Genomic DNA, 13,146 nt, shown 5'->3' with positions numbered 1-13,146 from the left:
GTTTATTACTGATAACATAATTTATACCTTTGCAAGATGGGGAACTAAAACAATCTAACATGAATACGAAGTTATTTATCTCATTTCTTTTATTGATCGTTTCGGGAAATACCTTTTCTCAGAAAAAACAGTCTTTACCGCAGATATATGCTGCGACTCCGGTAACTGTTGTGCAGCCTTTCAAAGTAGATAGCCTGAATCTAAAAGGTGAAAAATTCAGTGAAAAAGACATGCTGAAGATGTCCTTGTCCATTCCGGGGCGAGAGGCTTTTGTAAGGCCTTTAAAAGCCGATACGGCAGGTTATTTCTTTCCTGAAAAACCAGCGGATAAAAATACCACCATACAGTTATTTGCTTTTAATGTAAGTACAGACAGGTATGCAAAAGGTACCTTGAAAGTAACCACACCCAATATGATGGAAATATATGTGGATGGAAAATTGGCCGCAACAAAAGCGACTGAAGAAAAAACATTTCGTAACGATAAAAAATCTGTTACGGCTTCACTTACCCCATATCCGGAACAAAGTCAGGTTGTAATAAAAATGATAGTTACAGGCAAAGACGAACCGATAACAACACTGAAAGAAGATGTACCTCCTACATTTAAGGTGGAGATAGAAAACGAGAAAAACGATTCGTTAACAGTCTTTTCTTTTTCGAACTCGGACAAACGCCTTGTTAATTTTACAGATATGATGCTGGGCAAACGTGTAACGAATATCCGTATTTCACCCGAAGGACAATATATATTAATATCATACAGGAATACATTTGGAGAGAAAGGATCATCTACCACAGAACTATACAATATAAAGGCTAAAAGTTCGGTTTTGATAGACACCGACGGAGCGAAAAGACAATTGAGCTGGATGCCTAAGAGCGAAAAGCTGTTTTATATATCAAAAACAGAAGAGGGTGTAAACCTGATAACAATAGATCCGGCAACGATGCAAGAAAGTACCTTAGCTAAAAATATACCGGATCAATATATCCAAATAGCACCCAACGAAAGAGTTTTGTTTTATTCCAAACAGGAAAAAGGAGAAGAGAGCAAAAGTGACTTAAAGCTATTGAAATCACCGGAAGACAGGCAGCCGGGGTATACTAACCGGTCGTTTATCCATAAATACGATCTGGTATCCGGATTTAGCCAGCAACTGACTTTTGGTTCGCATTCCACATGGCTTAGCGATATCAGTCCCGATTCGAAACAGATACTAATTTCTTTTTCAGATGAAGTTATAACAGAACGTCCATTCCGTAAATCCACTCTGTTGAAACTGGATCTCGCCACAATGAAAGCTGATACACTATGGATAGACCAGTCATTTGCCGGAGGTGCGTCTTTTTCACCTGACGGTAAAAAACTACTTGTTTCCGGGTCGGGAGAAGCTTTTAATGGTATCGGGTTGAATATTGGCGAAGGACAGATATCTAACACTTACAATACATTGTCCTTCATTATGGATTTATCTACTAAACAGATAGAGGCCATAACTAAAAATTTTGATCCGAGTATCGATGCCGGAGTGTGGAACAGGAAAGATAATCTTATCTATTTTCGTACCACAGATATGGATTATGTAAATGTATATTCTTATAATCCGTCTAATAAGACTTTTACCAAATTGCCCTTACACGAAGATGTAATCCGTGTTTTCGATCTGGCTAATAACGCAGAGACAGGAGTGTATATGGGGGTTGGACAATCGAACTCTACGAGAGCATATATCTATGACTTAAAGTCTAAAATATCTACTTTGATCGCTGATCCTTACAACGATAGGTTGAGCAAGATGGAATTAGGAAAAGTTCAGGACTGGAATTTTACCAATTCGGATGGGGTGGAAATAAAAGGTCGCTTCTATCTGCCACCGAATTTCGATGCTGCAAAAAAATATCCGATGATCGTCTATTATTACGGTGGGACAACGCCTACTGCCCGTACTTTCGAACACCCTTATCCGGGACATGTATTTGCAGCTCAGGGGTATGTGGTGTATGTAGTGCAGCCAAGCGGTGCGACAGGATTCGGACAGAAGTTTGCCGCTATGCATGTGAATGCTTGGGGTAAGCGTACAGCCGAAGATATTATAGAAGGAACAAAGCTGTTTATGAAAGAACATCCTTATGTAAACGATAAGAAAATAGGTTGTATAGGAGCATCATATGGCGGCTTTATGACCATGTACCTGCAAACTCAGACGGATATGTTCGCAGCGGCAGTATCCCATGCCGGAATTAGTTCCATAAGCAGTTATTGGGGCGAAGGTTATTGGGGATATACTTACAGTTCGGGAGCCAGTGCAAACAGCTATCCTTGGAATAACCCGGACTTGTATGTGAAACAAAGCCCGCTCTTCAATGCCGATAAGATTAAAACGCCTATATTGCTGACGCACGGCACAGTTGATACAAACGTGCCTATCGGCGAAAGCATCCAGATGTACACCGCTTTGAAAATATTAGGAAAGCCTGTAGAGTTTATACAGGTGAAAGATGAAAATCATGGGGTAGCAAATTTTAAGCGTCGTGTAGAGTGGAACAATTCCATAATGGCATGGTTCGATAAGTGGCTGAAGGATGATAATGGCTGGTGGAAAGCTTTGTTTCCGGATAGTAAGTGATATAAATATATTAATCAAAGGGGGCACTTCAGATTGCGCTGCCCCCTTTGATTATTGTTACTGCGCCAAAACACCTTCGATTAATCTTAATTCTTCTTCCGAGAAATTAGCATTATCTCTTGCTTTCAGATTGTCCTGAAGCTGTTTCAGTGAACTTGTTCCTACTATAACCGATGTTACTTGTTTATTGTACAGTAACCATGCCAAAGCCATTTCGGCAAGCGTTTGCCCGCGCTGTGTGGCCAGGTCGTTCAGGGCAGAAACTTTCGTGATAACTTCCGGCGTAATTTCACTTTCCTGCAAGAAACCATGACTTTTATGGGCACGTGACATTTCCGGAATACCTTTCAGATATTTATTGGTAAGCACCCCCTGTGCAAGCGGAGAAAACGCGATGAAGCCAACACCATATTTCTCATTGATAGCCATATGTTCTTCTTCAGGGTGGCGTACCAGCATACTGTATTTATCCTGATAAATGAGGCAAGGCACGTGCTGGGATTTCAATATGTCATATGCCTGTACTAATTTTTCGGGTGGATATTTAGATATTCCTATATATAGGGCTTTTCCCTGACGGACGATATCTATCAATGCCTGCATGGTTTCCTCAATTGGTGTTTGCGGGTCGTAGCGGTGCGAGTAGAATATATCGAAATATTCCAGTCCCGTACGCATAAGGCTTTGGTCTATACTCGCCATAATGTATTTACGCGAACCACCATCTCCGTATGGCCCGTTCCACATGAGATGCCCGGCTTTGGACGATATAATCAGTTCATCTCTGTGTCCTTTTAGTTCTTTGCCCAGTACTTTCCCAAAATTGGTTTCAGCGCTTCCGGGAGGAGGCCCGTAATTATTTGCCAGATCGAAATGGGTTATTCCCTTTTCGAATGCATACAGAATCATAGATGTAGCGACTCCGAAGTCATCTACATCGCCAAAATTATGCCACAATCCCAAAGATATTTCGGGTAATTGCAGTCCACTATTTCCACAAAAATTGTATTTCATGACCTTTTTTATTTATATGTGTAATGTCCTGTTATCTTGTAACTAAAAAGGCAGTCTTGCAGGACTTGCCCTTGTCCGATGTTGTGCACTATAAGAGGCCGTTTACCGTCACCGGACTTACGGTTGCTAACAATGCCTATGTGAACGATCCCTTTTCCTAAATTCCACGTGACAATGTCACCGGGCAGGTAGTCTTCGCCTTTATTCGATATTATTTTTATAGTGCCGAAACGAGAAAAGAAAGTAGCCTGATTGGGGACTCTGCGATGATCTATATTCCTGTCAGTAGATTTCATTCCCCACGTTTTCGGATACTTACCGAAATTAGCTTTCATATCTTCGTGTATCTTTTTTTGAAGATCTATCCCTAGTTTCCGGTATGCCCTGATTATGACATCCGTGCATACTCCTTTGTCAGGAGGCACATCCCCATTGGGATATGGTATATTGAAATAACGGGGATCATAAGTCACTTTGTCTTTAGTCAACTCCATTGCCGCGTTCGACAACCCTTTATAAAAATCGTCACTTTGAGCCTGAACGCAAACCGAAACAAAGAGTAAGAACAGGGAAAAGGATATATGCTTCATTCGTTAACTATTAGAATTCAAATATAGTTAAGTTTTATTGTTTTAACAGTATGTTTTGTCAACTCTGTTTGTTATTATTTTCCGATCGCTTCATGACTTATAAATCGCCTCGATTTGAGGCGGATTCCATTCTTTTCATATGTAATGTATTTTATTCATTATATATATCCAACTGTTCTAATTCATTTAAGAATTTGTATGTAACTGCATACCACTCTTTAGGATATTTGATCAGGTAAGATTGATGTGTTGATTCCGGAAATATCTCAAGCTTTTTTTTGCTGCCGGCTAACTGGTCAAATATATGAAAAGTTTCTTCCGTTGGTATATTTTGATCCTTACCTCCACACATGAGTAATGTCGGTACATTTATTTTTTTTGCATAGTCCTGAGGGTTCGCCTTAAATGCATTGAATCCGTTTATTACCCCAGTCCAAAAAGTGAACAGATCAGCCGCAGGCCATTTAGGTATGCTTAATTTACCGATACGATTACCGACTGCATTTTTAAATGAACTATATGGCGCCTCTAATATCAGACCTTGTGTAAGCAGGTCGTAATCGGCTTGGGCTTTCATTATGGCAGCCGCACCCATCGAAAAACCAGCCATTATAATTTTGTCCTCTTTCAATGCAGATACTGTATAGTCGTGAACTGCTTTAACATTTTCAGCTTCCAGAAAACCAATAGTCGTTTGGTTTCCGTATGATCCTCCGGCACCCATAAAGTCAATTAAAAGGACATCGTAGCCCATATCCAGAAAAGCGTATGCTCTGTCGAGCATAGATGATTTTTCATCCATATACCCATGAAAGCACAGAACGGTTCCATATTTTATAGAGTCGGTATGTATAGACCAAGCTTCCAGTTTTCGGTTTTCTCCGGCAGATATGTATAACGTCTCGTAATGGCGGTTTGGATATTGTCTGGCTTTTGGTTTAGGCATATCCAGACCAAATAAGGCAATACCTATGGTTTCCTTAAAAGTCGGCTCGTATTCCGGATCCATCGGTTTTGCATTTTCATCAAAGTGGGTAAGGCTATACGATTGTACAATGATACCAGCGTTAAGCACAATAAATAGAATAATAATTATGCTTATTGTAATTTTAATATATTTCTTTTGTTTTTTTGTCATAAACCGACCTGGATTTTATGTCATTTAGTATAGAATACCGGAGCTAAATAAGGCCTGTTTTCCCATTTACCTGAAAATGGATTCAGTTCGCGGATAATACCACCTTCTATGCCAAACTTTTCTGTTATTTTAAGCTCAAGCGTCCCTCCGTAATAGGTGCTCGGATACATGTTCATAAGTGGGCCATAGACTTTATTTTGGTCTGCGAATGCAGAATATTGTCCGTATCCATTGATGCTGATTCTATCTGTAAGCCTGAATTTTAAAGAACCATTTACACCAACATCGTTATTGTTTAAACCATAAAAATTATATTTTGACCCATATGGTCCCACACTTACAGTTAGCCAGTCGGCAGGCATATAATTGAAGTTTACACCAACAGACCGTATTGCTCCGAGTGTAGGATACCCGAACTGACGGGAAGATGAGGTCAGCCATGCCCTGTCGGAGATAATCATTCCCGAAACAAATGAATAATCATTGGCAAACGGATAACGGGTAAATGTATTGTTTTCCAGAGGGGGACCAAGATATACGTTCAACGGAGGAAGTTTCAGATCAATACTTTCTGTGTTTTTTGCTTTCAAGGGTTCGTATACCGGAAAAACGGATTTGTCAATAGCCGGAGAGTAATCCGGTTTTAAAGAATAGTCGAGCTTTTCGTCAAACCTCAAAGGTTCTTTCATCAAATGGACAGTATCTTTCTGTGCTTCAGTCTGAGCATATAAAGCAGGAGATATTGCCAATAGTAGTATAAGTGTCAGATTTTTCATAATTCCCTGCGTTTAGTTACTACAACTGTAAAGCTAATAAAATATTTTTCTATTTCAGAAAAAAATAAAAATGTATCAGTTGTTACACGATATTTATTTTTCTTTTATATATAAATATATTTATAGATATGTATTATTTTTATTATTTTGTTAATATATATTTATGTTGTAATTTTGTAGTGCAGAACAAATTATATTCTGATAATATTATATTAAGTAATGGAAAGTATTTATTACAACATAATTTTCGTTTTTGTCATGCTGACGATAGGAAGCATCTCTTGTCAGTTCCGCTTTTAAGGAACAAGATCCTTCGTGCCTCAGAAACAACGTTCGGCAGAGCGAAGCGGAGCCAATGACAAAGAGAATGTTGCATTAATTATCATAAATTACTTAAAAACTAAAAATAGAAAGGGAAATTATTATGAAAACAACATTGTACCGCGCTTCATCGAGAGGTCATGCTTATCACGGCTGGCTGGATTCATATCATACATTCAGTTTTGCAAATTATTACGATCCCACTCGTATTCATTTTGGAGCACTTCGGGTTATCAACGATGATATAGTAAAAGGAGGAGAAGGCTTTGGCACCCATCCGCACGACAATATGGAAATAATATCAATACCGTTATACGGAGACCTGGAACATAAAGATAGTATGGGGCATACCGGTGTTATCCATGCGGGCGAAGTTCAGGTGATGAGTGCCGGTAGCGGTATCACACATAGTGAGTATAATGCCAATAAGGAGAAACCTGTTAATTTTTTCCAGATATGGGTTTTCTCTGATAAGGAAAACGTAGAACCTCGTTACGATCAGAAAGCCTTTGATTTTTTACACAATAAAAATCAGCTTGTTCAGGTTGTTGGCCCTAAGCATGACGCGGCAACAGGATTATGGATACATCAGGATGCCTGGTTTAGTATAGGTACTTTCGACAAAGGGCATGTTCTCGATTACAAGATGAAAAAAGAGGGCAATGGAGTATTTGCCATGGTGGTTGAAGGTGAATTTACAATAGAAGGACAAAAGTTACATCATAGGGATGGTTTTGGTATATCCGATACCGGTAGTATTAAAATAACAGCAGATTCGAAAAACGCCCGCATTTTATTGATGGATGTACCTATGTCATTTTAAAACAAAGTAATTGACTAGTCCTAAATAAGCGTTACAGGTTTATTTAGGACTAGTCAGTATTTTATTCCTTATCTGTATCTACTGATTTCCAAACCAGAGCAGCCAGAGCGGCTCCGACAAATGGAGCAACAATAAATATCCATAATTGAGAAAGGGCTTTTCCGCCTTCGATAGCATCGAATAGAGCCGGGCCGATACTACGTGCAGGGTTTACAGATGTCCCTGTAAGAGGTATACATACTATATGCACCAATACAAGGCTAAGACCGATTGCCAGTCCGGCAAAGTTTCCGGCTCCACCTTTCGATGTAGTGCCTAAAACAACTAATACAAAAACAAAAGTAAATACGATTTCAGCCAATAGTCCCCCCATAAGGCTTACACCCGGCTGAAGACCATTTGCCCCTGTTGTTGTTGCAAAAGCGCCGCCTTGAGCGATATACGAAGCCGAACCGGTATCGATAGATGATACGATACCATAAAGGATAGCCGAACCGATGATAGCTCCTATTACTTGAAATACGATATACATCCCCGCATCTTTGCCCGACATTCTCTTAGATAGAAAAACACCAAGAGTGATAGCCGGGTTGATGTGGCATCCTGAAATTTTACCAATGGTATAGGCCATAGCTACAACGGATAATCCGAAGCCGAATGCTACAGTCAGAACCTGCGCTGTAGAACCAACTCCCCAATTAAAAATTGCACTACCACAACCCATGAGAACCAGAACCATGGTTCCGATCATTTCTGCTAAATACTTTTTCATAAAGTTTTCACTTGAGTTAAACATTTTGTATAATTTGCTGAATTTGTGTAATTAGGCATAAATGTAATGAAAATATATAAATTTCATAAAAAAAAGAAGTAAATCTATCCTTATTTTTAACATAGATGTCATTATATTTGTTTTATAAAATTTAAACAGGCTCTTAAATCTAAAATTCTGCATTATGAAGAAAACGCTACTTTTGGTTGTGTTTGTTGTATCCACTTTCTCGGTGTATGGCCAGGAATATATGGTTCCTAAAAATGTAAAATTCGAAAACAAGGAAGATTATGCTGCCTATGAGCCACAGGTGAAAGAAACAATAAATTGGTTGTTAGCTACATCTTTGGGAAAAGAAGCAAATAAAAGAACCGAAGCGAATGCTTTTCTGATAATGTGGCTGACCGGGACACCGAATGTTTCTATTAATGTGAACACTGACATACTACCGTTTATAAAAAAGAGCCCGGAACTACTTCTTCCTTTCATTGCCGGATGTGTCAAATATTCGTTAGAGAATAATTATTCGAAGGATGATATATTGCTGAATAAAGCCGGAATAGAAACTATTATTGCCTTTTACCGGAATAATAGAGGATATTTGAAAAAGGATGACAGTATCGAAAAATATGAGAAATTGATAGAAAAAGGGAAGCTGGAGGAAGATATAAAAAAGAAACTTGAAAAAGCTCTGAAACATTAATTATATTTATTATTGAGATAAAAATCGAAGCTGCTCGAAATAAAAACCTTGCCGAACATACCAAATCCTATGATATGGGTATCGTTATCCCATGCGACATTAGTAGTAGATAAAAAGAGATAGTTCGTAGAATTGACAGATCTCATTATTGTTTGGTCTACAAAGGGATTTCCTTGTACTGAAGTTAGAGGGCTTCCGGAATGGTTCTGTAAATAGTTATCGAACTTAGCCTTTACTGCATTCTGATGTTTTTCCTGAGAAGGATTTGTCAGAATGGCAACAATAGCGGTCAAAAGAAATATATACTTCTTTTTGAACCTGTGTCTGTTCCTCTGTTTATATAATTCCGCGTATTTATCTACTTCCATTGCTCATTTCCTCTTCGTCTGAATTCCGCGCATATTATTGCTGTCGCGATGGCTACGTTCAACGACTCTGATGTTTGCTGCCCGGCCGGATAATTTGGTATATATAGTTTTTTGCCGATAAGTTTTTCTATTCCGGGACGTATACCATTTCCTTCGTTTCCCATAACTATGATGCCATGTGCGGCGATGTCTTGCTCATACATATTTGTGCCGTCAAGAAAAGTACCGTATACAGGAATATCTTTATTTTTATTCAAAAAACCGGCTAAGTCAGTATAATGTACATTTACGCGAGTCAGGGCTCCCATAGTGGCTTGTACTACCTTCGGGTTGTATATATCGGCTGTGTCGTGCGAGCAAAATATATTTTTTATCCCGTACCAATCGGCTAGCCTGACTATAGTCCCCATATTTCCCGGGTCTTGTATCCCGTCTAAGGCTAATACCAGTTGTCCTTGTATATCTTCTATGTTATCTCTTTCCGGCTGAAAGAAGATCCCCAGGGCTTGTTGCGGGTTTTGAAGAAAGCTGGCCTGTGCCAGTTGGCTATCATTAACCTCTATTATTTCATCTATGTTGCTGCTATCTGTTGTCGCTAAAAATGAGGAAGTAGCCACTAGTATCTGGCACTTGAGATGAGGTAAGAGGTCGCATACCAACTTATTCCCTTCTGCTACGAATGTGCCGTATTCCGAACGGTATTTTTTATCTTTTAGCGAACGTATATATTTCAGCTTATTTTTACTTAAACTCATAAAATATTACTTGTTACTCATCACTTCAAGCCTGTTCCATTCAGGGTCTAAGGTCTCAAATTCATAATAGCCGTCACCTGTCAGGCGTGGCCCTCTCAGTATAGGATAACCCGCCTCCTGCAATTTTTTAGCCTTGTCTTCTACCTCCTCCCGTGAGTCTACCAAAAATGCCAGATGGATATATCCTTTGTGTTGTTTTACTGTATCGTTGGCATTGTCCGGTATATCAGCCCGATGCATTATCTCCAGTTTGCTACCCGATTCGAAACTCAGAAAATAACTTGCAAATCCTGTATCCGTATTTGTATATTTGTTATTTGATGTGGCATGGAAAAACTGAATATAGTAAGCTTTTATTTTTTCCAGGTCATGTACCCATATAGCTGTGTGGTGAAGTTCCATTTTTTTGTTTTTAATTATCTGTTCTTTTTACAGCAAAACTACAAAAAGAAACAATTAAAACCCTAAATTTGTCGTTCATTTGATATATAGTTTTCTGTTAGTGCATTTTCAATGAAGAGTAAACCAGTCATTTTTTTTGTAATTATAATATTTTGCGTTGCTCTGATACAGTCGTGCAGCTCCACGAAGTTTGTACCCGACGGTGAGTACCTGCTCGCCAGTGCTACAGTAAAGAGTGATAAGGAAGTTGTTCCTGTAATGGAAATGGAAAGTTATATAAAGCAAAAGCCTAATTTCAAGACATTTGCTCTCTTTAAATTGCCTCTTTTTTTATATAACCTGTCGGGCAAAGATACGACTAAATGGATAAACAGGACTTTGCGTAGTGGAGGTGATCCTCCTGTTATTTATGACAGTACAATGTTAGACCGGACGGTTGTTGATCTGAAACGTATGATGACAAACAAAGGCTATTTGAACGCGACAGTTACCCCTATTGTAAAATTGAATAAGAAGAAAGCAAGGGTTGTTTATAATATCAAGGCAGGGGAACCCTATCGTATTGACAATTATAAAATAGCAGTAAGTGATACTGTATTGCCTAAACGTAATCTGCCCATACCATCTGAACTATTGCGTACAGGCAGGAATAGAAGTAATCTGACGATGAATATCGATTCTGTATTGTACCGGAACACTCTGGTTCAGAAAAATTCTTTATTCGATCTCGATAAGCTGGATATGGAACGTGACCGGATAACTTCTATTTTGCGCCGTACAGGCTATTATGCCTTTAATAAAGAGTATCTGGGATTTGAAGCTGATACTACGCCAGGCAACAATAAAGTAGATTTGGATCTTACTATTTATCCGTATTCGGAACGCACACAGGCCGGTTATTTAATAGAAACGCCCCATCGTCAATATATAATAAAAGACGTAGAATTGTTGGTCGACTATAATCCGCTCGAGGATGGCAGTATTAATGAATACGTGTCTACAAGTGTTTATGAAAGAAATGGTTATAGGATAAAATATGGTATAAGAGGGGAGTATATTAAACCCGATATAATATTAAGCAATTGTTATGTGATACCGGGAGCCTTATATAGCGAAACTATGACTTCTCTCACATACAGCGCCTTGTCCCAGTTGCAGATATTGAAGAACGTAAATATCAGTTATACTACCATTTGGGAAAATGATTCTACAAAATTACGCTGTGTTATAACTTGCGTATCGGATAAAAAGCAAGGCATTTCAGCAGAAATAGAAGGGACAAATTCGGATGCGTATTTAGGAGTTGGTGCAGGATTAGGATATCTACATAGAAATATATTCAAAGGTTCTGAATTATTTAATATTAAGCTTCGTGGTTCTTATGAAGCGATTACCCCCGATTTTACTAATTTTGACGACAACTACTTCGAAATAGGAGGAGAGGCTTCTGTTACTTTCCCCCGTTTTATGTTTCCTTTCCTCAACGAAGATTTCCGCCGGAGTATCCATGCGTCCACACAGTTCAATTCCAGTTATACATTTCAGCGACGTCCGGGTTATTTTGTCAGAACAGTGTTAGCTACGGGTGTTAAATATATATGGCAAGACAGAAGATTGTCGTTGAACAGACACGTGTTCGATCTCATAAACGTAAGCTATATACATTTGCCCAAAAATAGTTTAAATCAGGACTTTCTTAACGATTTGACTCCGGCTGCCCGAAGATATAGTTTTGAAGACCACTTTATATTAAGCACAGGTTATACTTTTTCCAGGAGCAATGTAGCCAGTCCAACCCGAAGGGGACAGCCGATATACTCCTTGAGGGCTTCCGTTGAGACAGCAGGTAATTTGTTGGCATTAGCAGCCAAGCTGACCGGCGCGAAGGCAGATGAATTAGGCTCAAAGCAAATCTTTGGTACTAATTTTGCCCAATATGCACGAGGTATAGTAGATTATAGCCGTACTCATCAGGTGGATGAGAAGAATTCGATAGCCTGGCATGTCGGGGGAGGGCTGATTTACCCATACGGAAATAGTAAACAGAACCCTATCCAAAAGAGGTTTTTCTCAGGCGGAGCCAATAGTGTAAGAGGATGGGCTATCCGGGAGTTAGGTCCCGGTTCGTATTATTTTATACCTGCTTCTCCTACCGACAGGGATAACTTCTACTATCATTCAGGCGATATTCGTTTCGATGCCAGCATAGAATACCGGAGTAAATTGTTTTGGATTGTAGAATTAGGTGCATTTGTCGATGCCGGAAATATCTGGACTATAAAGTCATATGAGGATCAGTCCCGGGGATTCTTTAAACTAAATCAATTCTATAAGGAGATCGCAGTGGCTTGGGGATTAGGCTTGCGGCTCGATTTCGATTTTGTTCTTATACGTCTCGACGGAGGATGGAAAGCCTATGATCCATCAGATCAACCGGGAAAGACAAGGTGGCCGATAAAAGATCCTTTCAAATTCAACGATAACTTTGCCTGGCATATTGCTGTGGGTTATCCGTTCTGATTTTGTACTTATATTAAGTTCTATTTATCTTATTTATTTTCCAGGTTCGCTAGTTAAAACCATGTACTTTAGTGCAAGGCTTTAGCTTCTATAAATGTTTAAAATTCTTACATAAGTACAACGTTAATGGAAAATCGTAGCAGTACACATAATGTCAATAGGTTGCAAGTACATTTGGTTTGGATAACCAAATATCGCTACCATGTGCTACAAGGTGATATCCAACGACGTTGTCGCGATATTCTTCGTCAAGCATGTAATTCTTTGGACATTCATATAATCAAAGGAGTAGTCAGTAAAGACCATATCCATTTGCACTTGAGTTATCCCCCCA

At 39.1% G+C, this 13,146-nt stretch carries 13 protein-coding genes; 5 read left to right on the top strand and 8 right to left on the bottom strand.

Annotation, left to right across the window (positions count from 1 at the left end; translation table 11 throughout):
- Positions 1 to 59: 59 nt before the first annotated feature.
- Positions 60 to 2,630 (top strand): S9 family peptidase, encoded by a 2,571-nt coding sequence (locus ACYPZI_RS10650; RefSeq protein WP_459601386.1) that lies wholly within the window; start codon positions 60 to 62, stop codon positions 2,628 to 2,630.
- Positions 2,631 to 2,687: 57 nt separating this feature from the next.
- Here ACYPZI_RS10650 and ACYPZI_RS10645 read toward each other — a convergent pair whose 3' ends face one another.
- From ACYPZI_RS10645 to ACYPZI_RS10630, 4 genes are all read right to left on the bottom strand, one after another.
- Positions 2,688 to 3,644: an aldo/keto reductase gene (locus tag ACYPZI_RS10645; RefSeq protein WP_459601384.1), complete on the bottom strand. Its 957-nt coding sequence runs from the start codon at positions 3,642 to 3,644 to the stop codon at positions 2,688 to 2,690.
- Positions 3,645 to 3,652: 8 nt separating this feature from the next.
- Positions 3,653 to 4,234: a DUF1287 domain-containing protein gene (locus ACYPZI_RS10640; RefSeq protein ID WP_459601382.1), complete on the bottom strand. Its 582-nt coding sequence runs from the start codon at positions 4,232 to 4,234 to the stop codon at positions 3,653 to 3,655.
- Positions 4,235 to 4,385: 151 nt separating this feature from the next.
- Positions 4,386 to 5,372, bottom strand: coding sequence for an alpha/beta hydrolase family protein (locus tag ACYPZI_RS10635; protein WP_459601380.1), 987 nt, complete (start codon positions 5,370 to 5,372; stop codon positions 4,386 to 4,388).
- A 20-nt stretch (positions 5,373 to 5,392) separates the two neighbouring features.
- Positions 5,393 to 6,148, bottom strand: a complete 756-nt coding sequence (locus tag ACYPZI_RS10630) for a hypothetical protein (RefSeq protein ID WP_459601378.1) — start codon at positions 6,146 to 6,148, stop codon at positions 5,393 to 5,395.
- A 424-nt stretch (positions 6,149 to 6,572) separates the two neighbouring features.
- Here ACYPZI_RS10630 and ACYPZI_RS10625 point away from each other — a divergent pair, with 424 nt between their 5' ends.
- On the top strand, positions 6,573 to 7,292 hold the full coding sequence (locus ACYPZI_RS10625; protein ID WP_459601376.1) for a pirin family protein: 720 nt from the start codon (positions 6,573 to 6,575) through the stop codon (positions 7,290 to 7,292).
- Between the two features lie 61 nt (positions 7,293 to 7,353).
- Here ACYPZI_RS10625 and ACYPZI_RS10620 read toward each other — a convergent pair whose 3' ends face one another.
- Complete coding sequence (locus ACYPZI_RS10620) at positions 7,354 to 8,064, bottom strand: MIP/aquaporin family protein (RefSeq protein ID WP_459601374.1); 711 nt, start codon at positions 8,062 to 8,064, stop codon at positions 7,354 to 7,356.
- A 184-nt stretch (positions 8,065 to 8,248) separates the two neighbouring features.
- Between ACYPZI_RS10620 and ACYPZI_RS10615 the strand changes: the two genes are divergently transcribed.
- Positions 8,249 to 8,767 carry a hypothetical protein gene (locus ACYPZI_RS10615; RefSeq protein ID WP_459601372.1) on the top strand — a complete coding sequence of 173 codons (519 nt, stop codon included), beginning with the start codon at positions 8,249 to 8,251 and terminating at the stop codon, positions 8,765 to 8,767.
- Here the strand turns inward: ACYPZI_RS10615 and ACYPZI_RS10610 are convergent.
- From ACYPZI_RS10610 to ACYPZI_RS10600, 3 genes are read right to left on the bottom strand one after another with little or no spacing between them, the layout of a single operon-like run.
- Complete coding sequence (locus ACYPZI_RS10610) at positions 8,764 to 9,135, bottom strand: hypothetical protein (protein WP_459601370.1); 372 nt, start codon at positions 9,133 to 9,135, stop codon at positions 8,764 to 8,766. The genes ACYPZI_RS10615 and ACYPZI_RS10610 overlap by 4 nt on opposite strands.
- A complete protein-coding gene (locus ACYPZI_RS10605) occupies positions 9,126 to 9,890 on the bottom strand; it encodes an RNA methyltransferase (RefSeq protein WP_459601368.1) in 765 nt (254 codons plus the stop codon). The genes ACYPZI_RS10610 and ACYPZI_RS10605 overlap by 10 nt, the downstream gene beginning before the upstream one ends.
- A 6-nt stretch (positions 9,891 to 9,896) precedes the next feature.
- Entirely contained in the window at positions 9,897 to 10,292 is a 396-nt protein-coding gene (locus ACYPZI_RS10600) for a VOC family protein (protein ID WP_459601366.1), read from the bottom strand.
- 111 nt (positions 10,293 to 10,403) lie between these two features.
- Here ACYPZI_RS10600 and tamL point away from each other — a divergent pair, with 111 nt between their 5' ends.
- Together tamL and tnpA are read left to right on the top strand one after the other, a co-directional pair.
- Positions 10,404 to 12,812 carry a translocation and assembly module lipoprotein TamL gene (tamL, locus tag ACYPZI_RS10595; protein ID WP_459601364.1) on the top strand — a complete coding sequence of 803 codons (2,409 nt, stop codon included), beginning with the start codon at positions 10,404 to 10,406 and terminating at the stop codon, positions 12,810 to 12,812.
- A 126-nt stretch (positions 12,813 to 12,938) separates the two neighbouring features.
- Positions 12,939 to 13,146 (top strand): IS200/IS605 family transposase (tnpA, locus tag ACYPZI_RS10590; protein ID WP_459601362.1); only part of this gene is annotated, 208 nt, incomplete at its 3' end.

The sequence above is a fragment of the Dysgonomonas reticulitermitis genome (assembly GCF_054601275.1).
Note: the sequence above shows the minus strand (reverse complement) of the source record. Positions and strands in the feature narration are given on the sequence as shown.